General features: G+C 72.2%; 19 protein-coding genes. 13 read left to right on the top strand and 6 right to left on the bottom strand.

The genetic code is table 11. From position 1 onward, the window contains the following. Positions 1–52 precede the first annotated feature (52 nt). The 6 genes from ACF1CT_RS31100 (at position 53) to ACF1CT_RS31075 (ending at position 6,950) form a co-directional block, all read left to right on the top strand. The gene (locus tag ACF1CT_RS31100; protein ID WP_391787327.1) at positions 53–196 is read left to right on the top strand and encodes a hypothetical protein; all 144 of its coding nucleotides are present in this window, start codon (positions 53–55) and stop codon (positions 194–196) included. A 129-nt stretch (positions 197–325) separates the two neighbouring features. Next, positions 326–1,264, top strand: coding sequence for an LLM class flavin-dependent oxidoreductase (locus ACF1CT_RS31095; protein WP_391787326.1), 939 nt, complete (start codon positions 326–328; stop codon positions 1,262–1,264). Continuing rightward, positions 1,261–1,890, top strand: coding sequence for a flavoprotein (locus tag ACF1CT_RS31090; RefSeq protein WP_391787325.1), 630 nt, complete (start codon positions 1,261–1,263; stop codon positions 1,888–1,890). Before ACF1CT_RS31095 ends, ACF1CT_RS31090 begins: the two co-directional genes overlap by 4 nt. Next, complete coding sequence (locus ACF1CT_RS31085) at positions 1,887–2,828, top strand: hypothetical protein (protein WP_391787324.1); 942 nt, start codon at positions 1,887–1,889, stop codon at positions 2,826–2,828. Before ACF1CT_RS31090 ends, ACF1CT_RS31085 begins: the two co-directional genes overlap by 4 nt. Continuing rightward, entirely contained in the window at positions 2,825–4,999 is a 2,175-nt protein-coding gene (locus ACF1CT_RS31080) for a prolyl oligopeptidase family protein (RefSeq protein WP_391787323.1), read from the top strand. The genes ACF1CT_RS31085 and ACF1CT_RS31080 overlap by 4 nt, the downstream gene beginning before the upstream one ends. 487 nt (positions 5,000–5,486) lie before the next feature. After that, on the top strand, positions 5,487–6,950 hold the full coding sequence (locus ACF1CT_RS31075; protein ID WP_391787368.1) for an MFS transporter: 1,464 nt from the start codon (positions 5,487–5,489) through the stop codon (positions 6,948–6,950). Positions 6,951–6,995: 45 nt separating this feature from the next. On the opposite strand, the gene ACF1CT_RS31070 is transcribed toward ACF1CT_RS31075, so the two are convergent. Both ACF1CT_RS31070 and ACF1CT_RS31065 read right to left on the bottom strand, forming a co-directional pair. Then, positions 6,996–7,694: a L,D-transpeptidase gene (locus ACF1CT_RS31070; protein WP_391787322.1), complete on the bottom strand. Its 699-nt coding sequence runs from the start codon at positions 7,692–7,694 to the stop codon at positions 6,996–6,998. 236 nt (positions 7,695–7,930) lie between these two features. Next, the gene (locus tag ACF1CT_RS31065) at positions 7,931–9,754 is read right to left on the bottom strand and encodes a choice-of-anchor A family protein (RefSeq protein WP_391787321.1); all 1,824 of its coding nucleotides are present in this window, start codon (positions 9,752–9,754) and stop codon (positions 7,931–7,933) included. Between the two features lie 406 nt (positions 9,755–10,160). Here ACF1CT_RS31065 and ACF1CT_RS31060 point away from each other — a divergent pair, with 406 nt between their 5' ends. The 3 genes from ACF1CT_RS31060 (at position 10,161) to ACF1CT_RS31050 (ending at position 13,355) form a co-directional block, all read left to right on the top strand. Beyond that, the gene (locus ACF1CT_RS31060; protein ID WP_391787320.1) at positions 10,161–11,534 is read left to right on the top strand and encodes an alkaline phosphatase; all 1,374 of its coding nucleotides are present in this window, start codon (positions 10,161–10,163) and stop codon (positions 11,532–11,534) included. A gap of 351 nt (positions 11,535–11,885) precedes the next feature. After that, entirely contained in the window at positions 11,886–12,416 is a 531-nt protein-coding gene (locus ACF1CT_RS31055; RefSeq protein WP_391787319.1) for a BlaI/MecI/CopY family transcriptional regulator, read from the top strand. A gap of 3 nt (positions 12,417–12,419) precedes the next feature. Then, entirely contained in the window at positions 12,420–13,355 is a 936-nt protein-coding gene (locus ACF1CT_RS31050) for a M56 family metallopeptidase (RefSeq protein ID WP_391787318.1), read from the top strand. A gap of 170 nt (positions 13,356–13,525) precedes the next feature. Here the strand turns inward: ACF1CT_RS31050 and ACF1CT_RS31045 are convergent, their stop codons facing one another. Further along, positions 13,526–13,792: a GlsB/YeaQ/YmgE family stress response membrane protein gene (locus tag ACF1CT_RS31045; protein ID WP_391787317.1), complete on the bottom strand. Its 267-nt coding sequence runs from the start codon at positions 13,790–13,792 to the stop codon at positions 13,526–13,528. Between the two features lie 460 nt (positions 13,793–14,252). Between ACF1CT_RS31045 and ACF1CT_RS31040 the strand changes: the two genes are divergently transcribed. The 3 genes from ACF1CT_RS31040 (at position 14,253) to ACF1CT_RS31030 (ending at position 18,201) form a co-directional block, all read left to right on the top strand. Beyond that, positions 14,253–14,615, top strand: coding sequence for an ArsR/SmtB family transcription factor (locus tag ACF1CT_RS31040; RefSeq protein WP_391787316.1), 363 nt, complete (start codon positions 14,253–14,255; stop codon positions 14,613–14,615). Next, positions 14,569–17,388: a magnesium-translocating P-type ATPase gene (mgtA, locus tag ACF1CT_RS31035; protein ID WP_391787315.1), complete on the top strand. Its 2,820-nt coding sequence runs from the start codon at positions 14,569–14,571 to the stop codon at positions 17,386–17,388. Before ACF1CT_RS31040 ends, mgtA begins: the two co-directional genes overlap by 47 nt. Positions 17,389–17,457: 69 nt before the next feature. Next, the gene (locus ACF1CT_RS31030; protein ID WP_391787314.1) at positions 17,458–18,201 is read left to right on the top strand and encodes a lytic transglycosylase domain-containing protein; all 744 of its coding nucleotides are present in this window, start codon (positions 17,458–17,460) and stop codon (positions 18,199–18,201) included. A 107-nt stretch (positions 18,202–18,308) separates the two neighbouring features. Here ACF1CT_RS31030 and ACF1CT_RS31025 read toward each other — a convergent pair whose 3' ends face one another. The 3 genes from ACF1CT_RS31025 to ACF1CT_RS31015 all read right to left on the bottom strand — a co-directional run bounded on the left by ACF1CT_RS31025 (position 18,309) and on the right by ACF1CT_RS31015 (position 20,590). Further along, a complete protein-coding gene (locus ACF1CT_RS31025; protein WP_391787313.1) occupies positions 18,309–18,545 on the bottom strand; it encodes a hypothetical protein in 237 nt (78 codons plus the stop codon). A gap of 62 nt (positions 18,546–18,607) precedes the next feature. Next, the gene (locus tag ACF1CT_RS31020; protein ID WP_391787312.1) at positions 18,608–19,162 is read right to left on the bottom strand and encodes a Sec-independent protein translocase subunit TatB; all 555 of its coding nucleotides are present in this window, start codon (positions 19,160–19,162) and stop codon (positions 18,608–18,610) included. Positions 19,163–19,219: 57 nt separating this feature from the next. Beyond that, complete coding sequence (locus ACF1CT_RS31015; RefSeq protein WP_391787311.1) at positions 19,220–20,590, bottom strand: hypothetical protein; 1,371 nt, start codon at positions 20,588–20,590, stop codon at positions 19,220–19,222. Positions 20,591–20,823: 233 nt separating this feature from the next. On the opposite strand from ACF1CT_RS31015, the gene ACF1CT_RS31010 reads away from it, so the two are divergent. After that, positions 20,824–21,717, top strand: a complete 894-nt coding sequence (locus tag ACF1CT_RS31010; protein ID WP_391787310.1) for a hypothetical protein — start codon at positions 20,824–20,826, stop codon at positions 21,715–21,717. Positions 21,718–21,766 lie beyond the last annotated feature (49 nt).

The raw sequence follows: 21,766 nt of genomic DNA, 5'->3' as shown, positions 1-21,766 counted from the left end.
GCCCATCTCCGTGATCCGATCGAATTTCATCAATGGGTAAGGGGTAAACGTTATGAACGACATCGAGCTGGCTGCCGGATTCGACACCTACGCGGACATCGACGAGATGGCGAACGAGGTGACTCCGGACGAGGCTCCCTCGCCGCAGACCATCGTCTCCCTGAGCGTTGTCGCCACCATCAAGTGGGGCTGCTGAGGAACGTCCGGTCAATTGATTGTTCCGTGCGGTCGACGGCATTGTCGTCGGCCGCACGGCCTTTCAGTCCAAACATCAGAAATCAGGGGGTGGGACAGGGGAATGGGTGTGTCAATTCTTCTTCCTTTCATGCCGGTATCCGGCGAACAATTGCTTCCGTTCGCCGACATCGTCAGGAGGGGAGACGCCGAGCGGCTGTGGACGGGGCAGTCGCTCCTGGTCGAGCCGCACGCCGCGCTCGCCCACGCCGCCGGTGCCGGTGCCCGGATCCCCATGGGTACCGGTGTGACCCTGATGCCGCTGCGCCACCCGTTCCAGGCAGCCCTCCAGGCACGCTCCCTCGCCGCCCTGACCGGTCAGCCGTTCGTGGCCGGGCTCGGTACCGGACCGGAGCCCTTCGTCGTGTCACTGCGCGGGCAGAGGTACGCGAGTCCGCTCACCGCGGTACGCGAATACGCCGGGATCGTCCGGGATCTGCTGGCAGGGAAGGTCGTCGACCTCGTCGGCGAGTACCACGCGATGGGGGGAGCCCTCGTGGCCATGGACACCCCGCCCGTTGAACTGGGACTGGGGGTCCTCAGACCCCGGATGGCCGAGCTGGCCGGAGAGCTCGCGGACGTCGCCATCACCTGGCTGGCGCCCCCGGACTACCTCGCCGAAGTGATCGTCCCGGCGCTGGCCGGGGGAGCGGAGCGCGCGGGCCGTCCGCGGCCACGCGTGGCCGCCGTCGTCCATGTCTCCACCGACGCTCCGGGCCGCGACCACGAGCGGACCGTGCTCGCCGCCACGCACGCCCATCTCCAGGCCCCGCACTACGCCGACATGCTCCGCCGCGCCGGCATCGACACGGACCCTCACGACCTTGCGAAGGCCGCAGGCCGGCTCATCGGCAGCGGCACGGTGGCGGTGGGCGGTGCCGACGAGGTGCTCCGTGCCGTCGACGCGTACCACGAGGCCGGGGCCGATGAGGTGGTGCTCAGCACGATCGGCATTCAGACCCTCGACGGAACGCGCGCCTCGCTGGAGGCGCTGGACACCCTCACCGCGGCGCGGAGGAGCACGAGATGACCCAGGACAGCCGCACGGCGCCTCCCGACTACTCCTTCCGCCGCCTGCTCCTGGTGGGGACGGGGGCGCTCGGCGTCTCCTCGCTTCCGGGATGGCTCGGCTGGCTGCGCGAGAGCCACCCGGACATCGAGACGAGAGTGGTGCTCACCCGCCGGGCCACCACGTTCGTCGCGCCCGCCGCGCTCACCGCGATCGGGGGCGAGCCCCTGCTCCACGATGTGTGGCCCACGGAACCGCAGGTCACCGTCCCCCACGTGGAACTCGCCGAGTGGCCGGACGCGGTGGCCGTCTTCCCCGCCACCTTCCACTTCGTCAGCCGACTGGCGCTCGGGCTCGCGGACACCCCCGTGATGCTGGCGCTCCAGTGCACCGGCGCCCCGGTCGGTCTCGCGCCGGCCCTCCCGCCGGGTGGGTACCAGAGCCACGCCTTCCGTTCCCACCTGGCCGCGCTGCGTGCCCGTCCCCACGTGGTCGTTGCCGAGCCCGAGCTGGGACGCAGCGTGTCCACGGGACGTGTCGAACGGTCAACGGCCGCCGCTCTGCCGACGCTCCTCGCGCTCATCGAGGAGTGCCACGCGAGGCTTGCCGCCGAGCGGGGCGAGAGCGAGGAGGCGCAGCCGCGATGACCGTCGTGACCGAGTACGTCAGCGGGCTCGTGCGCACCAAGGTGCTGACGGGGGGACAAGCGGGCGGATTCACCTGGATCCGCAGCCCCGAGGCGCCTCGGTCCGATCCCCTGGAAGCACCGAGCGGGGCGCTCCGGCTCGCCCTGGAGGCGTGCACCCCGTCACCGTCCGGCCGCGGTCCCGGAGCCCGTTGCGCACTGCCCGGCGCGCACGGTGCCGAACTGCGTTATGAGCTGCCCGGACGTAGCTCCCTTGCCGAGTTGCTGTTGTCCGACGGCATCGCGGAGGCGTCTCGTGACCTGGCGGGTGCGGAGGACGTGCTGTACGACTTCGGCCTTCTGCTCAGGGCGCTGCACGCGGCTTCGCCGACAGCGGCGGGGAAGGACGGGGTGCGTGCGCAGCCTGCCGCGTGGCACACACTGCGTTCATGGATCGGCACGCCGACCGCCGACGGTGTCGGACAACAACTCCACCGCCTTCTGCGGGAACTGCTCGGAACCTCCTGCTGGCACCGTGTCGAGCGATGGCTGCGCGAGTTGCCGGCGTCCGGGCCCGGTGTGCTCGTCCACGGCGCTCCCAGACTCGCGCTGCTGGTGCCCGCCGAAGGACCTGATGTCCCTCATGGATTGATCACCGGCGAGGACGTCGCCGTCGCACCCTGGCAGTGGGACGTCGGCTGGGTGCTCGCCGAGCTGCGGGAACTGCGCTTCTTCGCGGCTCGGCTGCACTCCCCCGGGGTCGCGTGGGACCGGCTGGAGCAGGCCTTCGTCGACGGGTACGGGCGGCCCGAAGACCCTCTGGTGCGGTGCTGCGTCGTGTTGCGCTCGCTGTTGCACCTTCATGACTTCTGCGCCTTCGTCGCCTGGGACGCGGCGGAGGTCCGCCGGTACGCGACGCTGATCACACACTTCATGGCCGAGGAGGAGGGCACCCCATGACCGGTTGGCAGCACCCGGCCGCGCGCCGCCAGGACACGGTGGATCACCTCTTCGAGTACCGGATCGCCGACCCGTACCGCTGGCTGGAACAGGCGGAGAGCGCCGAGACCCGGGACTGGCTGGCCGCGCAGGACGCCTTGCGCCATACCGTCCTCGACCACCTGCCGGGGCGCGACCGACTGCGCGAACGGGTGGAGGCACTGCTGTCCCCGGAGGTGACCGGTCCTCCGGTGTGGCGGGGCGCGCGACGGTTCTTCATGCGGCGTCGCCACGGACAGGAGCACGCCGTCCTGCACGTCGTGGAACCCGACGGGGCCGAACGGGTCCTGCTCGACCCCATCGCCCTCGACCCGACCGGACGCACCACGCTGGACGCCTGGCAGCCCGATCGGGAGGGCCGCCGACTCGTGTACCAGGTGTCGGCCGGAGGGGACGACGGCAGTCTGCTGTACGTCCTGGACATCGACTCGGGTGCCTTGCTCGACGGGCCGATATCCCGCTGCCGGCAGTCCTCCGTCGCCTGGCTGCCCGGAGGAGAACGCTTCTACTACGTACGGCGCCTGCCCGCCCACGAGGTTCCCCCCGGCGAGGAGCGCTACCACCGGCGTGTCCACCTGCACCGTGTGGGCTCGGACCCGGACACCGATGATCGGCTCGTCTTCGGGCACGACGGCCCCCGGACGGCCTCGTACACGGTGAGTGTCAGCGCGGACGGACGCTGGCTCACCGTGACGCGCGCCGTCGGCGCGGTGCGCCGCAACGACGTCTGGATCGCCGACCTCGCGGCCCACGGTGCCGAGCCGTCGGTGTTCGTCCCGGTGCAGACGGGCATCGACGCCCACACGAACGTGGTCGTGGGCCGGGGCGGACGCCTGTACCTGCACACCGACCTCGACGCGCCGCGGGGAAGGCTGGCGGTCGTCGACGTCGAGGGCCTCGACGCCCCGGGCGTGCCGTCGCCCGACACGTGGAAGGACCTCCTTCCCGAGGATCCACGGGCCCGGCTGGACCACTTCACCGTCCTGGACGGCCCGGAACTGGACCGGGCGCTGCTGCTGACCGTCCGGAGCAGCCACACCGTCAGCGAGATCGACGTGCACGACCTGGAGACCGGTACGCGACTGGGGTCCGTACAGACGCCGGGGCCCGGATTCGTCGGGGAGATCCGGGGCAGGGGCCATGAGGCATGGTTCACGTACACCGACCCGTTCACTCCCGTCACCGTCTTTTGCTGGGACGCCACGGACCGTACGACGACGGTAGGGACGGCCCCACCGGGGCGTCGACGCGCGCGGAACCACCGGACCGTCGGCACGATGCTCCAGACCACGTGTGTGTCACCGGACGGCACCCCGGTACGGATCACGGTCCTCGCGCCGCACGACGAGGACACGCACGGCGGGAAGCGACGGCCGCGCCCGGCGCTCCTCTACGGCTACGGCGGATTCGGCCTGTCCTACGCCCCCCTGTACAACCCCGAGGCGGTCGCCTGGGTCGAGGCCGGCGGCGTCTTCGCGGTGGCTCATGTGCGAGGCGGCGGCGAGGGAGGAGCCGACTGGCACCGTTCGGCCACCGGAGCGGGCAAGCAGAGGTCCGTCGACGACTTCCACGCGGCCGGGGAAGCCCTCTGCCGGGAAGGCTGGACCACCCCGTCCCGGCTCGTCATCACCGGGGACTCGAACGGTGGTCTCCTGGTCGGAGCCGCACTGACCCAGCGCCCCGAGTTCTGCCGGGCGGCCGTGAGCGCGGCGCCGGTTCTGGACATGGTGCGCTACGAGCACTTCGGCCTCGGTGCGTCGTGGACCAAGGAGTACGGCTCGGCGACGGTGCGGGAGGAACTGGGCCGGCTCCTCAGCTATTCCCCCTACCACCACGTCGACGCGGGGACCGACTACCCGGCGGTGCTCCTGACGGTCTCGGCAGGGGACGCCGTGGTGGACCCGATGCATGCGCGCAAGATGTGCGCGGCTCTCCAGCACGCCGCGGGTCCCTCGCCCGCCGCAGACGGAGGAGGACTGACCGTTCTGCGTGTCGAGCCCGGTGTCGGCCACGGCGCGAGCGCCATGAGCAACAGCGTCGAGCGCATCGTGGACCACTTGTCCTTCGCGGCCTGGCAGTCGGGGCTGACCGTCGACGGGCCCCCTCCTTCCGACGGTCCGGCCCCGGCCTGACGGGAGGGCTCCGCCCGGAGTGCGTCGGGTCGGACCGCACGGCGGCCTCGGCGCCCGCCCCGGTCACGGCCGCGCGTGGACGCGTCGCGTCCCGACGGAGACCGGTCGGCGTCCCCTCGTCGTCCGGTCGATGTCCCCGCGTCGTCCGGTTCGTGTCCCCACGTCGTCCGGTCCGTTCCTCCGCGTCGCCCGGTGACCGGCTGTTCTCGACGGCCGGGCCCGGGGCCGGTCCAACTCCGGGCGACGCAAAAGAAATTGAAGAGATCCCCGGGGTTGGTGATCCTTGACCCCGGGTGGGGCTTCTCATAGGTTTCTGCCCTGTTGCAGGTCTAGACCATTTGAACGGGGCTTCCGACATCTCCCGTCGACGCCTTCCGCTCCGTTGCGCGCCACACGGATTCGTCCCGCGCGTCGGCGTCGGGACACACATGACCTAGGGGCAGCAGACATGACCGGGGAACAACGGACGCTCCCGCAATCGGGTGCCATGGGGCCGGGCGTCATAGGGCCGGGGAACACGGGGCCGGGCATCTTCTCCCGGCAGTACGCGGCCGTCACCACGACGTTCACCGTGGTGATGTTCTTCACCGGTTTCGCCGCGCTGGCGGTGGTGCCCACGTTGCCGACGGCGGCCCGGGATCTGGACGGGGTGTCCCTGTTCCCGATGGTGGCGGGCTGTTTCGTGGCCGCCAGCCTGCTCGGCGGGGTGCTGGGCGGGCACTGGGCCGACCGGTCCGGGGCCCGCCGCCCACTGGCCCTGGGCATGGTCCTCTCGGTGGTGACGCTGCTGGTGTCGGCGTCCAGTGCGTCGATCTGGCAGCTTGCGCTCGGCCGGCTCGTGGACGGCATGGCGGCGGGGATGGCCGCCGTGTCGGTGACCACGGCGATCGGGCAGTCGTACCCCGACCATCTGCGGCCCCGGATGCTCGCGATGATGAGCACGAGTTGGGTCATCCCGTCGCTGGTCGGTCCGCCACTGGCGGGTGTGGTCGCCGAACTGTGGTCCTGGCGTGCGGTCTTCTACGGTCTTGCCGCCCTGACCGCGCTGCCCGCCGTCGCCCTGGTGGCCGTGCTGCGCCGGGCCCCGGTGGGCGACGCGAGGGGCGCGGGCGACGCGAAGGGAGCGGGAGGCCCGGGCAGTGCGGGAGGCGCGGGAGGCGGAGGTGCGGTGCCGGCCGATGTGCCGCCCGCGGAGGAACGAGCGGCCCGCCCGCCCCTGCTGATCGCGGCGCTGCTCAGTCTCGGCGCGGCGCTCGGCCAGTACGGGGTGTCGGAGTGGGACGTGCGCCACCTCCTGTTCGTCGTCGCCGGGATCGCGCTTCTGGTGGTCTTCGCGCCCCGGCTGCTGCCGGAGGGGACGTGGCGCAGCGCCCGCGGCCTGCCGACCGCGGTGCTGTTGCGCGGGCTGACCTCCGGCACGTACTTCACCGTCGAGGCCATGGTGCCGCTGATGCTGATCACCGAGCGACGGGTCGCCGCGGTGGCGGTCGGTGTGGCGTTCACCGCCGCCGCGGTGCTGTGGGCCGGTGCCTCCTGGGTGCAGGGCAAACTGCTCCAGCACGTCGCCCGGCACCGTCTCGTCGTGGTCGGTGCCCTGATCATGGCGGCCTCCGTCGTGTTCGCGGTGGCGGGAAGCTTCTCGGCCCTGCCGCCGTTCGTCGCGCTGGTGGCCATGCCGCTGGCGGCGATCGGGATGGGGCTGCTCGACCCCTGTGTCACGGTGCTCTCGCTCTCGCACAGTGCCCCGGACCGGCAGGGGCACACCACCAGCGCGATGCAGACCAACATGAACCTCGGGCAGGTCGTCGTCCTGGCGCTCACCACCGCCGTCCTCAACGCCTGCCTGGCCGCCGGGGCCGGTTCGCCCGGCGGTTACGCGACCGCCTTCGCGCTCCTGCTCGTGCCGGTCCTCATGGTCGCCCTCCTGGCCGTCCGTGCCCGGAGCGACTGAGGGCCCCCGCCTCCGTGGGCCCGGCGCCCGTGCCGGGCCGAACGATCAGGCCCCCGTGCCGGGCTTCGTCCCCCACACGTAGACGGCGTCGTCGATGCGGAGCAGGTTCCACAGGGTCTCGGCGTCGCGGACGGTGAGGTTGACGCAGCCGGCGGAGCCGCCGCCGTCGTAGAGATCTCCGGGGTGCCCGTGCAGGGCCTGCCCGCCGTCGAAGAACTGCGAGTACGGCATGGGGGCGTTGTCGTAGATGGTGGAGACATGGTCCTTGTCGCGCCAGTAGACGGCGTGCCAGCCGGGCCGGGTCTCCTGGGCCTGGCGGCCGGTGCGGATCGGTACCGGGCGGAAGTCGATCCGCTTGCCGGTCTGCACCCACAGCAGTTGGCGGTCCATGTCGACGCAGGTGACCCGGTAGGTCTTGACCGGGCAGTGCTCGGCGGCGTTCGGGTCGTCGTGGGCCTGCGCCGCGAGCATGTAACGGTAGGTGGCCAGGTCCGCGTAGCCGTCGGTGCGCGACACCTCGTGCTTCGTCTGGAAGGAGCGGACGGCTTCGCAGTCCGCCTCGGACTGGACCCCGTCCACGGGCCTGCCGAGGTACTGCTCCATCGGCCGCTGGTAGGGGCCGGTCGGTGCGGTGCAGCCGGCACGGGCCGGGGCGGCCGCGGCGCCCGGGGCGGTGACCGTCGCGGACGCGAGGGCCGCTGCCGTGGAAACGGCCACGACGGCGGATACGAGGGCAGGGCGCACCGGTACCTCCTGGCGTGCGGGGGGAGAAGATCCCTGCCAGTGAATCAGCGTGCCGGTCCGGCCGCCCAGGTGTGAGCGGCCGAACCGGTGAACGGCCGCGGCCCCGGCCCCCGGAAGACACCCCAGGGGCCGGGGCCGCGGCGCCAGGCGGTCATGCGCGGTCATGCGCCGTCATGCGTGCCGTGATTGTTCGCGGTTGTTCCTGGTCGTTCCTGGTTGTTGGTTGTCGTCCGTGGTCATTTCTTGCAGTGCTTGCCCTTGCACGGCTCGCCGCGCTTGTTGGAGAGCGTGATGTTCACCCCGCCGCCGCCACCACTGTTGGCCGGGGTGAGCGTGTAGGGGCCGGAGACCGGGTTCCCGGACAGGACGTAGCCCTCGGGCACGGCGGTCTCGCGCAGGTAGTAGTCACCCAGCGGCAGGTTGATGAAGTCGCACCGCCCGGCGGCGTCGGTCGAACAGCCGGGGCCGACCCGGACGTCGGGGTTGATGCCCGTGGTCTGGAGGCCCGGGATGCCGTTGGTCTCCCGCCAGATCTCGAACACGGCTCCCGCCAGGGGACGGCCGTTCTTCCGGTCGGTCTTGGTCAGGTGGAGCGCGCCGTGCGTATGCGGTGCCGTGGTCATGGTGTCGCGGGCGACTGCCTCGACGCCTTCGGCGGCGTTGGCGTCGGTGAGGGTGAGGGGGCCGAAGAGGTTGGGGTCGGGGAGGTCGTAGCCGTCGGGGGCCGCGGTTTCGCGCCAGTAGTAGGTGCCGGTGGTGGTGGTCACGTCGCAGCGGCCGTCGGCGGCGGTGGTGCAGGTGGTGACGCGGGTGTCGGGGTTGGCGCCGGTGGTCTGGAGGCCGGGGACGTCGTTGGTCTCGCGCCAGAGTTCGAAGTCGGCGCCGGGGAGCGGACGCCCGGTGTCGGCGTCGGTCTTGTGCACCCGCACCTCACCGGTGACGGGAGTCGTCCCGGAGCAGTCGGGCAGGTCGCCGTTGAAGGGGTAGGCGTGGAACTCCTGGCCGCCGCCCCCCGTCTGGTTGCTGGTGTGGGTCAGCGAACCCGTGGTGAAGAAGCGGCCGTTGATGCCGGGCAGGGTGACGGTGGTCATGGACGACTGCTCGCCCATCAGGAAGCTCCCCTGCATCTGTCCGGTGCCGTTCAGGTTCACCGAGGCGGCATCGGGGATGTTCCACAGCAGCCGCTCGCGGTAGGCGTTGAGCGGGTCGGTGCTGTCGTCGATGCCACCGGAGTAGGTGTTGATGGTGCGGTCGGCGCCGAGGATGTTGACCAGGACCGTGGCGTCGGCCGGGATGTTCTGGAAGACGATTCCCTGCTGGCCGCCGCCCGGTGCGGTCAGGTCGAAATCGACGTTGAAGACCTGGAGCGAGGACGTTCCGTCACCGCGGAAGACCGTCTGGGTGCCCTCGTTGACCGCGGTGCCCGTGGCCTGCCGGGGGCGTCCGTCGACGCGGGCGTAGCAGCGGCTTGCCGTGGTCAACTGGTCCCGCAGCCCCGTGTACGGCTGGGCGGCGTTCGGGTCGTGGACGAGTCGTCCGGCGACCGTGCCGGATTCCGTGCCCGCGTACCGTACGATGCCCTCCTCGCCGATCAGCCCGCCGGTGGTGTCGAGGCGCTGGCCGCTCGCGATCGTCACGTTCCCGCCGGTGGTCAGGAAGTCCGCCCCGTTCGGCGGAGGCACGCGTGAGCCGACGCCGACGATCCCGAGGTTGTACAGGCCGCCGTCGCCCGCGGACTTCCGCTGGTCGAAGTTGTCGAGCACCACCACGCGACCCTCGGCCTCCGCCGCCCGGCCGCGCACCAGGAAGTCGTTGCCGACGAAGATGTTGACCGCGTTGTCGCGGCCGGCGATCGGCCCGTTGTTGATGCCGGGGAACGGGTCGGGGCAGGAACCCGGGATACAGGGGCCGAGACCGCCGGGGAGCGGTGCCGCGTAGGCGGGCGCCGCCCCGAGGCCGAGCGAGAGGGCGGGCACGGTCGCCGCGGCGACGGCCCAGGCCGTTCCGGTGGCGGCGGCGCGGGCACGCAGCGCGCCGAGGTGCTGGGAGATGCGTCTCATGAGGGGAATGGTTGACGTCCCCCTCGTGCAAACCGTCCGCATGACACGTGCCGGTGGTCGGATCTCGCGACCTTTCTCATGCGAACGGAGCACTGTGGGGCACTGCTGAGCAGCGTGGGGCGGTACTGGGCGGTACTGGGCGGTACTGGGCAGTACTGGGCGATGCTGGGTACTGCGGGATGGGGCGCCGTGGCGATGCGGCGTTCGTCGCGTGCCCGGACGGTGCGTCGTCCGTCGCGTGCCCGGGAGGGCCGACCGCAGCCGGTGTGTCATGTCGTGGCAGAACGGCGGGCACCTCGATGCCGCCTGTCGTTAACGCGGCGCTGATGGACTCGTCGATGTCGGCGTCCCGTACCGACCGGCTTCCCCTCCGCGACTGTACCGACCTGTTTCAAAGGAGACATCCATGCCTCGACCGCGTCTGTCCCGCAGCCGTCTGATGGCCGTCGGCGCCGTCGTCGTCGCCAGCACGGCCGTCATCGCCGTCAGCACGACGGCGGGTGCGTTCGGCCCGAAGCAGCACGCCCAGCACGCCATCAAGGACGGGAAGGCGAAGAACGTCATCCTGCTGATCGGCGACGGCATGGGGGACTCGGAGATCACCCTGGCCCGTGACTACACCGTGGGCGCGGCCGGTCGTCTGAACATGGACAAGTTCCCGCTGACCGGCGCCTACACGACGTACGCCGTGCACGCCGACGGCACTCCGGACTACGTCACCGACTCCGCGGCCAGCGGCACCGGCTGGGCGACCGGGGTGAAGACGGTCAACGGGCGGATCTCGAAGACGCCGGGCACCGACAAGGCAGTGCCGACCATTCTGGAGCTGGCCCAGAAGGGCGGGTACGCGACCGGTTCGGTGAGCACCGCCGAGCTGACCGACGCCACCCCGGCGGTCCTCGCCTCGCACACCACCGACCGCTCCTGCCAGGGCCCCGCCGACATGGCCAAGTGCCCGACCGACACCATCGCCAAGGGCGGCCCCGGCTCGATCGCCGAGCAGAGCGTCAACCACAAGGTCGACGTCCTCCTCGGCGGCGGCAAGCAGCGCTTCGACCAGAAGGTGACCGACGGCAGGTACAAGGGGCTGACCGTCACCGAGCAGGCGAAGAAGCTGGGCTACCAGGTCGTCACCGACGACCGGTCCCTGAAGGCGGCCAAGGGCGACAAGCCCGTGCTGGGCCTCTTCGCGCCGGGCAACGTGCCCACCGAGTGGACCGGCAAGCCCGCCGCGCTCGGCGGCACCGACCCGCAGCGCTGCGTCACCAGCAACCCGGCCCGCCCCTCCGGTACTCCGAACCTCGCCGACCAGACCACCAAGGCCATCCAGCTCCTTGAGGCGAAGCAGAAGCGGCAGCACGGCAACAAGAAGGGCTTCTTCCTGCAGGTCGAGGGCGCCTCGATCGACAAGCAGGACCACTCCGCCGACCCGTGCGGCCAGATCGGCGAGACTGCCGCGTTCGACCGCGCTGTGAAGGTGGCCCGCGCCTACGCCGCCAAGCACCCCGACACCCTGGTGGTCACCACCGCCGACCACGGTCACACCAGCCAGATCGTGCCGCTGGAGGCCCAGCCGCCCGGCCTGACCTCCACGCTGATCACCAACGAGGGCCAGAAGCTGAAGGTCAACTACTCGACCAACACGCCCGGTCAGTCGCAGGAGCACACCGGCGTCCAGGTCCGGATCGCCGCGGAGGGGCCGCAGGCCTACCGGGTTCTGGGTGTCACCGACCAGACTGATCTGTTCACCACCGTGCGCGAGGCACTCCGACTGCGCTGACAGCGCTGACATGACACCGCATCGCGTGCGCCGTGTGTGTTGAGTGGTGCATGCGCTCTGTGCGACACGTGATACGTGCACTGTGTATGACGTGAGTGTGGTGCGTGATTGCAAGCGCCGCGTGTGACACGTGTGTGCCGCGAGGGGCCGACCGGGGAGCCGGCCGGCCCCTCGCGGTTTCCGTTCCCGGTATCCGCGTTCCGGCCCCTGTTCCGTGTCCTCCGTGTCCTCCGTGTCCTTCTGTTCTTCCGTCCCTGCTTTCGCCCCCGTCTGCGTCGGTGCCGTTTGTCGCCCGCCTCATTACGATGGGGTGCCCCTCCGGCCGGGAGGGGGACGGGCAGGGGAGACGGCATGGCGGACCACGGCGACGGTGGGGAATGGGGCACGCGTGCCCGCCGCCGCGGACAGGGCGAACTGGAGGCGCAGGTGCTGTCCGCGCTGCGGGCCGCGCCCGGACCGCAGACGGCGGCCTGGGTCCGGGAGCACCTGGGCGGCACACTCGCCTACACGACGGTGATGACGATCCTGACCCGGTTGCACGCGAAGAGCGCGGTCACCCGGGAACGGTCCGGCCGCGCGTTCCTGTGGACGGCGGCCGCCGACGAGGCGGGGCTCGCCGCCCACCGCATGCGGCGGGTGCTGGACAACGAGACCGACCGCGAGGCCGTTCTGATGAGTTTCGTGTCGGGGCTCTCCGCGCGGGACGAGGAACTGCTCCGCTCGCTCCTCAACGACGTCGGCGGTGACGGGGTCGGTACCAGTGATGGTGACGGGAGCGGTGGCGGGACCGGGGGCGGCGGTACCGGTCGCGGCTACGGTTTCGGCAACCGCGGTGGGAGACCGGACGACCATGCCGAGGACCGGGACGGCCGGGAGAACTGAACCATGGGCGTCTTCGTCTTCCTGCCGCTCGTCCTGCCCCTGACCGCCTGGCCGATCGCCCGCCTGGCCGAACACCACCTCCACCCGAGGGCCGCCACCAGGCTCCTGTCAGCGGCCAGTGCCGTGCTCGGAGTGTGCAGCACCCTCTGCCTGGCCCTGCTCGCGATCGTCGGCACCGCGCAGCTCCCGGGCAATCCCCTGCCCGACGGCTGGTCCGACGCCGAGGTACGGGCGGCGGTGCCGCACCATGAACTCGTCGGGAAGGCCGCCATCGGTGCGCTCGCGCTCGTGGCCGTTGCCTGTACGACGCTTCTGCTCCACCACCAACGGGTGCGACGCCGTGCCGAACGGGCGTTGCGGGGGCTGCCCGCCACCCGGGTCGCCGTGCTGCGGGACCCGACCCCCTTCGCCCACGCGCTGCCCGGTGGCAGGGGCGCGGGCCGGATCCTGGTCTCCACCGGGATGCTGGCCGGTCTGGGCTCCCGGGAGCGCCGCGCCCTGTTCGCCCATGAGCGCGCGCACCTCGACGGCCGCCACCACCGCTTCCTCGTGGTGGCGGGGCTGGCGGCGCGGGCCAATCCGTTTCTGCGACCGTTGCGTACGTCCGTGGCGTACACCGTCGAGCGCTGGGCGGACGAGGAAGCGGCCCGTGCGGTCGGCGACCGGCGGGTGACCGCTCGTGCGGTGGGCAAGGCCGCGCTGATCTCGCCCGGTCCGCCCGCGTCGACCCTGGCGGCCTTCGCCGCTCCGGGACCGGTACCGCGCCGGGTCGCGGCGCTGCTGGGGCCGGCCCCGGTCGCCCGCACCTGGCCGCCCACGTTCACCGCGGTCGGTGCCGCCGCCTGGTCCGCCGTGGCCGGCACGGCCCTGTCCGCCATGTCGTCGGCGAACTCCGCGGTCACGATGATCGTGATACTGCGCACGGCCACACCGCTGTAGACCCGGCGGAACCCCGGCCGGCTCCGGGTGTTCCGCGTGCTCCGGGTGTTCCGTGTGCGAGGACGTTCCGTGTGCGAGGACGTTCCGTAGGGGCCGGGGCCGGCCCCACCGGGTGCCCCACGGGCCGGCCGACGCGTGCGGCCCCCGTCCGTCCGGGCCGGTTCGCTCCGTCAGTCCCGCGAGTTGCCGAAGAGCAGGCGGTAGACGATGAGCAGGACGAGGGAGCCGCCGATCGCCGCGCCCCACGTCGTCAGGTCGAAGAAGTCCTTCGCCACCGGCCGGTCGAGGAACTGTGCCGAGAGCCAGCCGCCGACGAAGGCGCCCGCGATGCCTATGAGAGTGGTGCCGATCAGGCCGCCCGGATCACGGCCCGGAAGCAGCACCTTGGCGATGACCCCGGCGACAAGCCCGAGAATGATCCAGCTGACGATGCCCACGTTCTTGTTCCCCTCGTCGGGCCGCACCGGGGCGGAGGCAGGACCCGGTCGACGGCAGTGCGTTGCGTGGTTGCGCAACTGTACAGACGATGATGAGGACGCAGCCGGGACGGTGCTGGTTGCGCGGTGAGGGCCGGTGACACCGGGCCGTTCCGTACGGGCCGGACCCGTACGGAACGCACACGGCCGGGGACCTTGACGGGGCGGCCCTCACGAGCCGGGGAGCAGGAGAGGAGCGGGCTCGCGACGCCCTGCGACCCCGCCTCCCGCGTTGTCGTCGGTCGCGAGGTCCCCCACGTTCCCGGCCCCGCTCGAACAGCGAAGGCCCCATGCGCCCTCCCCCTCTGCGCCACGGATCCGGGGCCGCGGGGCGCCGCTCACCGCTCCACCCCTCTCCTGCTCCCCGGCTCGTTAGACTGGGGAGGTTCGCAAGCGACCCCGCGGAAACGGAGGGACGACGGTGGCGACAGGCGTCGACGGCTTCGAGGACCCGCCTGCCGAGGTGCTCGCGGAGGCCGCTGCGGCCTTCGGACTGCTGGCGTCCTCGGCGCGGCTGCACATCGTATGGGCACTGGCCCAGGGCGAGAGCGATGTCACCGGACTCGCGGAGCGGGTGGGCGGTGCGCTGCCCGCCGTCAGTCAGCACCTGACGAAGCTGAAGCTCGCGGGCCTCGTGCGTTCCCGTCGCGAGGGCCGGCGCATGGTGTATTTCGTGGACGATTCCGATGTCGTGACCGTGGTGCGGCTGATGGTCGGTCAGCTGACCGCGCGTGCCGATGTCGTGTCCGCGCCGGTGCGCGCGCTTCGCGGGACCGGTGGCTGAGACCTCCGAGACCGAGGAGTCAGGTCTCGTGTCACCCGGCCCGCCGGCCCCTCCGGCGCCGGGCGGAGCCGTCACGGGGGGTGGGGCCCTGCGGCAACTCACCTCGCTCCAGGTGCTGCGCACCCTGGAGAGCGGCCCCCGCGGGCTGACGGACGAGGACGCCGCGGAGCGCCTCACCAGGTTCGGCGAGAACACGCTGCCCGCCCGCCGCGCCGTGTCGTGGCCCGGGCGCTTCCTGCGCAGCCTCCGTGACCCGTTCACCGCCGTGCTGCTCTGCCTCGGCGTGGTGTCCGCGGCCGTCGCGGCCTGGGGCACCGCCTGCGTGATCACCGTGCTCGTGGTGGTGAGCTGCGTGCTGCGGTCGGCCGGGGAACATCGCGCGGACCGGTCGATGGCCGGGCTGCGGGACCTGGTGGCGACCACCGCGACGGTGCTGCGTCGCACCGACGGCGAAGCGTTGCCGGAGGCCCGCGAGATCCCGGTCGACGAACTGGTGCCGGGCGATGTGGTCCGTCTCGGGCCCGGGGACCTGGTACCGGCAGACGTACGGCTGCTGCGTGCGAACAGCCTGAGCGTGAACCAGGCGGCGCTCACCGGGGAGTCGGCCCCGGTTCCCAAGCACCCCGTCGACGCCCCGGGCCGACCGGTGGAAGGGGTGACGGGGAGCGGAACCGCGAGGACGGGGACCGCGGCGACGGGGATTACGGGGACGGAGATCACCAAGGAGGCGCCGGGGACCGGAACCACGGGGGCCGGGGCCGCGGGGGACGGTCCCTTCGGGGAGCCGCAACTGTGCTTCCAGGGCAGCAGCGTCATGTCGGGCAGCGGCACCGCGGTGGTCGTCGCGACCGGGGCGCACACCCGGTTCGCCGCCGGGCACGACTCCGTGCCGCCGCGCGGCCGGAGCGCCTTCGACCGCTCGGTGCACGGGATCTCCTGGATCCTGATCCGGTTCATGCTGCTGACGCCGCCGCTGGTGCTGATGGCGAACGCGGCTCTGCGCGGCCGGGGCCTGGAGACGCTGCCGTTCGCCGTGGCGGTGGCGGTGGGGCTCACTCCCGAGATGCTGCCGGTCATCGTCACGACGAGTCTGGCGCGCGGCGCCTCGCTCCTCGCCCGCGCCCACGGTGTGATCGTCCGGAGGCTGCCCGCGCTGCACGACCTGGGCGCGGTCGACGTGCTGTGCCTGGACAAGACGGGGACGCTCACGCAGGACCGGCCGGTCGTGGTGCGGGCGATGGACGCCGACGGCAGGGACGACCCCGAGGCGCTGCGCTGGGCGGCCGTGAACGCGTGGTGGACGCTTCAGCTCGCCGACCTGCCCGTCCCCGACACACTGGACGAGGCGATCCTCGACGCGGCCGACGAGGACGACGCGCTGCGCCACGACGGGGTCGCGGCAGTGCCCTTCGACCCGGCGCGGCGCCTGTCGACCGCCGTCGTGCGTGTTCCCGGTCGCCTCGGCGTCGACACCCTCGTCGTCAAGGGGGCCGTCGAGAACGTGCTGGAACGGTGTGCGCTCGACGACGCCGAACGGCGGCGGCTGCTCGCACTCGCGGCGGCCCGGGCGGACGACGGACTGCGCCTCCTGGCGGTCGCCACCGCCGAGCGCGCAGCGCGTCGGCGCGCGTACACGCCCGCCGACGAACGCGGCCTGGACTTCGTCGGCTTCGTCGCCCTGCGCGAGGAACTGGTCCCGTCCGCGTCCGGTGCCCTGCGCGTCCTCGCCGACCGCGGCATCACGGTGAAGGTGCTCACCGGCGACCACCCGGGCACGGTGGCCCGCGCCTGCCGCGATCTGGGCCTGGACCCGGGCGAGGTGCGCACCGCTGACGCCATCGACGGGCTCACCGAGCCGGAGCTCGCCGCACTCGCGGACCGGACCACCGTGTTCGCCCGCTGCACCCCCGAGCACAAGGCGCGCATCGTCACCACGCTGCGCGCCGCGGGCCACACCACCGGCTTCCTCGGGGACGGCGTCAACGATCTGCCCGCACTGCACGCCGCCGATGTCGGGATCTGCCCGCGCGACGCCGTCGACGTGGCCCGGGAGAGCGCCGGAGTGGTGCTCGCCGACCACGGGAAGGACCTGACCGCGATCGACCACGCGATCACTGCGGGCCGGCACAGCAGCGTCACCATCGCGACGTACCTGCGCATCACCCTGTCCTCGAACCTCGGCAACGTCATCGCCATGCTCGCCGCCGGTCTCCTGCTGCCGTTCCTGCCGATGCTCCCGGCCCAGGCCCTCGTCCAGAACCTGTGCTTCGACGCCGCCCAGCTCACCTTCTCCTACGACCGGCCCGCCCCGGCCGCGCTCAAGCGGCCCACCATGCTGAGACCGCGCGACTTCCTCCGCTTCATCACCGCCTTCGGGGCGATCAACGCCGCCGCCGACCTGGCGACCTTCGCGGTGCTCGCACTCGCCCTGCGCGGCCCCGGGGGCACGAACTACGAGGCGGTGTTCCACGCCGGCTGGTTCACCGAGAACCTGCTCACCCAGGCCCTGGTGATGGTGCTCCTGCGTACCGGCCGGCGCACCGCCGAGAACCGCGGGACCAGTCCGGTCGGCAGGGCCGCCGCCGCGCTCGCCGTCACCGGCCTGCTGCTGCCGCTCTCCCCGCTCGGCCCGCCGCTGGGCATGATGACCCTGCCCGGTCTCTTCTACCTGCTGCTCGTGGTCGTGCTCGCGCTGTACGCGACGGCCCTCGTGATCGCCCGCAACCGCCACGAGACCCGAGCCCCCGACCGTGACGTGCGCGCCGTGATGTGACACCTCGTGTGCGGCGCCGGACTCCGTAGGGTGGGGGCACGCGGCAGGCGCGGCGGAGGAGGCGGGACGATGGCGGACTCCGGGGTACGACGACGGTGGTACGTGGTGCCGGTGCTCATACTGGCGGTATGGCTGCTGGTGCGTGGCGGGCAGGGGGCCGATCCGCCGGACGGGCCACGGGCCGCTCCGTCCGGCGTCCCGTCGGCGGCGTCCGAGTCCGCGTCCGCGTCGGACGGGCCGACCGGCCCCGATGCCTCGGGCGCCCCGCCGAGTGCTCCGGCGTCCGGCGGGAGCGGCGGCCCGCACACGCCGTCGGCCGGGGCCTACGATCCCGCGGATCTCGCGCCACAGGTGCGTACCCACGCGGTCCGGGCCGGAGTCGATCCGCGACTGCTGATGGCGATCCTCTACAACGAGGCGTACAAGCCGCACGATCCGGACTGGGAGCGGGCCTGGCAGCGGTACAAGCCGGATGCCTCCTTCGGCGTCGCGAACATGCACCGTGCCGCCTTCGACGAGACGAAACGGCGGCACGGTTTCGCGGACCGCCGGTGGGAGGAGCTGCCCGACGACCGCGACCTGGCAGTCGAGGCCGCGGCCTGGCACCTGCACGACCTGGCCGCGCGGCTACCCGCCCAGCGGTCGGCGACGTACACGAAGGACGAACTGCTGGCGCTGGGCTACAACACGGGCTCGGGCAACATGCTGGCGTTCGCCCGCGGCGCGCACCCGGGCAGCCAGGCACAGTCCTACCTGGACCGGCTGCGCGCCAACTGGGTCGCGGCCGGGAAGGCGGTCTCCGGCCGGCCGTAGAGACGGGCGTCGCCGGCGGCCCGAAGGAGCAGCCTCCCGGGCGGCGGTGGCCCCAGAGCCTGTCGGGCGGCCTCTGACCGGGCGGTCGGAGGTCCCCCGACAGCCTCTCAGGGGCTGGCTCCGTCGAAGCCGTACCGCAGCGGTTCGCTCCGTACGCGCGGATCCCGGCGGTAGACGTAGAGCGCCTCCACCTGTATGCCACCCGGTGCGGTCTCGACCTGGCAGGGGTACGTCACCTGGAGCACCCCCGGACGGTCGGTGACCCGCATGCGCAGTCCGTCGGCGGGGCCGCCGTCGAGGACCGCGTTCTCCCACCCCTCCATGCCGTTCGTATCCGTCTTCATAGTTCAATTATTGCGCAATCTTTGAATTTTGGTGATGCGTCGGAGTGAGGTCGGTCGCGGTTTCAGGTCGCCTCGGTGTCGAACGGCACGCGGAGGTGCGTCGACTCGTCTCCGCCCTTCTCGAACGAGACCCGGTCCTTCGCGAACGAGACCCGGTCCTTTCCGAGCGGGACCCGGCTCGGTGTTCCGCCCGTCGGGGCGGGGCCGTCCGGAAGTTCGTCCGCCGCGCCGTTCCCCCTTCCCGCCGAGCCGCTTCCCGTCGCGTCACTCCCGCTCCCGCTCTCGCTCCCGGTCGTGCCGCGTACGGCCTCGGCGGCCTCGGCAAGTTCCTTCCGGGGGTCGAGGGCATCGCGGATCTCGTCCAGTCCGAGTCCGTCGCCGCTCAGCACGTGCTTGCGCACAAGCGTCTTGGGGTGCAGGTCCTCGAACTCGAAGTCCTGGAAATCCGGGCCGAGTTCGGACCTGATCTCCTGCTTCGCGTGCTCCGAGAACTGCCGGAAGCGGGCGGCGAGGTCCGCCGCGTTCCGGATGAGCTCCGGCAATTTGTCCGGGCCGAAGAGGAGCATGCCGAGAACGGCGATGGTGATCAGTTCCAGCGGACCCACGTCAGAGAACACCGCTCGCCCCTTGAATCGCCCTCGCCGTCGCCCCGGCCGTCACCCTCACCCGCCGGATCACCAGTCACCGCCGCCGAAGTCACCGCCGCCGCCGTCGAGGCTGCCGCCGTCGAATCCGCCGAAGTCCCCCGGGGCGAAGTCCGCGCCGGTGAACTCACCGCCGTCTGGAGCGCTGCCGGAAACACCGTCGGCGGACGGGGCGTCGGCGAAGGCGGCGGGGGCGCTGAGCGCCGAGCCCAGCATCGTGCCCACGAGCAGTCCGCCGAGGACGCCTCCGGCGCCGCCGAAGTAGCCGCCCGCCCAGGGCGCGTAGGCGGGACCGGCATTCCAGTAGGGCTGGGGGCCGTCCGCGGTGTGCACCTGACGGGCTGCCGGCTCCTGCCCCGATGCCAGAAGTTCGGCGTCCACCTGGCACGCGGGCACATCGCGCGGCGTGCCGCCGGGCGGGGCCCACGGCAGGTCCCTGACCGAGGGGCCGTGACGGGGGTCGAAGAAGCAGGGAGCGCGGTGCTCGGGCAACGGGGCGCCGGCGCGGCGCGCGGCCAGGGTGGCGAGTGCGAACCGGCCGTCCGCCAGGGTCTCGGTCACCGGCCGGACGTCCTGCGGCGCGGAGGCGGCGGCCATCAGTTCCTTGGCCCTGTCGTAAGCGTCCAGGGCGCGGGCGTAGTCCTGTCGCATGGCGTCGTCGGTGCCGGGCGCGGAGGGACGGAAGTCCAGCCGGTCCAGTTCCTCGCCGAACGCGGTGATGTCCTCGTCGACGACGACGCGCAGCGCGTCCAGTTCGGCGGCCTCACGCTTCTTCCGGGACCTCCGGTAGAGGGCGTAGGCCCCGCCGCCGGCCACCGCCACCGCGCCGACGGCGAGCAGCGCCCCGGCCCCGCCGCCGCCCTCCTCGCTCCCGGAGTCGCCCCAGGTGTCCGGGGCCCGCCCCTGGGCCTGTGCGATGGCCCGGTCCACGAACGCGGTCAACATCCCCGCGGTATCGCCGGAGTGGGAGCGCTTGACGGCTCCGGTGAGGTTGCCGACCGCGGCACGGGACATCACCGGGGAGTCCGCCTTGGCGTCGAATCCGTCGCCCAGGCGCACGGCGTACACGCCGCTGACGCCGACCAGGGTGCGCAGGTCCCGCATCAGGGTTCTGGGCGGGAACTCGGAGCCTTCGGGAAGCACCGCGACGAACACCGGCCTGTCCGCGTCCTCGATCTTCTTCGCGAGCTGGTCGGCGTCGGCCTCGGAGAGCTTGTCCCGAGCGCGTGGATCGACGTACACGGGGCTCTTTCGGAGAGCCTCGGCCACGCTGTCGAGTCCGGTGTCCGCCGCATGCGCGGGGGCGGTGGCGAACACCGTGCACATCGCGAGGGCCAGGACGGCCAGGGCGATGCGAGCGAACGGGACGGGCCGTGGCAGAACCCGACGGGCGGCAGGCATGGGAGGTCCTCCTCGTGCGGCGGGCGCAGCCGCGGTCGTTCCGTAGCCAACGATTGCTCAGTTGCGTAATGTAGCAAGTATCGTGAGGAAGGGCGCTCGGCCCGTCCCGACGGGCGCCGATTCATGCTTTAGGGGTTGCGCAAGCCGGGAAGTATCAGGGAAGTGGCGCGAGAGCGCCGGGCCCGGCCGTACGGCTGTGCGGCTGTGTGGATTTCATCGATCGAGGAAGACGCGTGGACGACCATTCGGATCTCCTGCGGGCAGAGGATCTGCCCGCTTTCGAGCACCTCCTGGACCGGGCGTTGAACGCGCCGGCGGTCCAGGAGGTGCGGCGCCGCACCCCGGGGGCCCTCAACGGCGAGCAGTTGCGCACCCGGGCGCTGGAGGCGCGTGCCGCCATTTCGGCCTCGGCCGCGCCCGAGTACCGCACTTACCGTCAACTGCTCGACGCCCCGGCCCGGCCGGGCGCGGGGCGAGGCGGCGTCCGGCGCGAGTCCGGCACCGGTGCGGCGGTCCGGGGCAGCGCGCTGTACGCGGTGGCGGTGCTGGTGCCCGGCCTGTCCGGCACGGCCGCCGTCGTCTTCGGGCTGATCGGTTTCGGCTTCCGGGCCGTCGACCGGCACTCGGAACTCGCGGAGGTCATGCTCGGCGCCGGAGCGGTCGCGGTCGGGGTGGCGGTGGTGACACTGCTTGCCGGTCTCGTCGGGCTGCTCGTGACGGCGGCACGCAATCGCTCGGCGCCGAACGATGCGGATGCCGAGGTGGACCGTGCGCGAGAGGCATGGCGGGGGGCGCTGCTCGAACGCGGGATGCTGCCCTTCCTGGTCGACGCGATCGGGGCGACGGAATCCGGTGCTGCCGCCCGCCCGGATGTGACGGCCGGGGCGGCGGCGACGGCCGGGGCGGGTGCGGTCGGCCCGGCGGCGGGTGACGCGACCGCAGACGGCGCGACGGCCGGTGGCGCGACGGCGGGGGTGACCGGCGCGGCCGGTGTTCCGCGGTCGAGGAAGGGGCCTGGCTTCAGCGCCCCCGACTTCTCCAGCCCCGATTTCTCCGCTCCCGATTTCTCCGGACCGGACTTCTCGGGCCCCGACTACCGGGGGCCCGCGCTTCCCGGAACGGACTGATTCCCCCTTCACCCCTCGATGTGTAAAGTGATGGTCAATAGAAGGTAAA

It is taken from the genome of Streptomyces sp. NPDC014734 (genome assembly GCF_043083325.1).
Lineage (GTDB): Bacteria > Actinomycetota > Actinomycetes > Streptomycetales > Streptomycetaceae > Streptomyces.
This window is presented reverse-complemented; position numbering and strand designations above follow the sequence as displayed.

What these genes read in the sequence shown, in the direction of transcription:
- ACF1CT_RS31100 (WP_391787327.1), top strand. Translation starts at nt 53, where the DNA reads ATGAACGACATCGAGCTGGCTGCCGGATTCGACACCTACGCGGACATC.
- ACF1CT_RS31095 (WP_391787326.1), top strand. Translation starts at nt 326, where the DNA reads ATGCCGGTATCCGGCGAACAATTGCTTCCGTTCGCCGACATCGTCAGG.
- ACF1CT_RS31090 (WP_391787325.1), top strand. Translation starts at nt 1,261, where the DNA reads ATGACCCAGGACAGCCGCACGGCGCCTCCCGACTACTCCTTCCGCCGC.
- ACF1CT_RS31085 (WP_391787324.1), top strand. Translation starts at nt 1,887, where the DNA reads ATGACCGTCGTGACCGAGTACGTCAGCGGGCTCGTGCGCACCAAGGTG.
- ACF1CT_RS31080 (WP_391787323.1), top strand. Translation starts at nt 2,825, where the DNA reads ATGACCGGTTGGCAGCACCCGGCCGCGCGCCGCCAGGACACGGTGGAT.
- ACF1CT_RS31075 (WP_391787368.1), top strand. Translation starts at nt 5,487, where the DNA reads ATGGGGCCGGGCGTCATAGGGCCGGGGAACACGGGGCCGGGCATCTTC.
- ACF1CT_RS31065 (WP_391787321.1), bottom strand. Translation starts at nt 9,754, where the DNA reads ATGAGACGCATCTCCCAGCACCTCGGCGCGCTGCGTGCCCGCGCCGCC.
- ACF1CT_RS31060 (WP_391787320.1), top strand. Translation starts at nt 10,161, where the DNA reads ATGCCTCGACCGCGTCTGTCCCGCAGCCGTCTGATGGCCGTCGGCGCC.
- ACF1CT_RS31055 (WP_391787319.1), top strand. Translation starts at nt 11,886, where the DNA reads ATGGCGGACCACGGCGACGGTGGGGAATGGGGCACGCGTGCCCGCCGC.
- ACF1CT_RS31050 (WP_391787318.1), top strand. Translation starts at nt 12,420, where the DNA reads ATGGGCGTCTTCGTCTTCCTGCCGCTCGTCCTGCCCCTGACCGCCTGG.
- mgtA (WP_391787315.1), top strand. Translation starts at nt 14,569, where the DNA reads ATGTCGTGTCCGCGCCGGTGCGCGCGCTTCGCGGGACCGGTGGCTGAG.
- ACF1CT_RS31030 (WP_391787314.1), top strand. Translation starts at nt 17,458, where the DNA reads ATGGCGGACTCCGGGGTACGACGACGGTGGTACGTGGTGCCGGTGCTC.
- ACF1CT_RS31025 (WP_391787313.1), bottom strand. Translation starts at nt 18,545, where the DNA reads ATGAAGACGGATACGAACGGCATGGAGGGGTGGGAGAACGCGGTCCTC.
- ACF1CT_RS31015 (WP_391787311.1), bottom strand. Translation starts at nt 20,590, where the DNA reads ATGCCTGCCGCCCGTCGGGTTCTGCCACGGCCCGTCCCGTTCGCTCGC.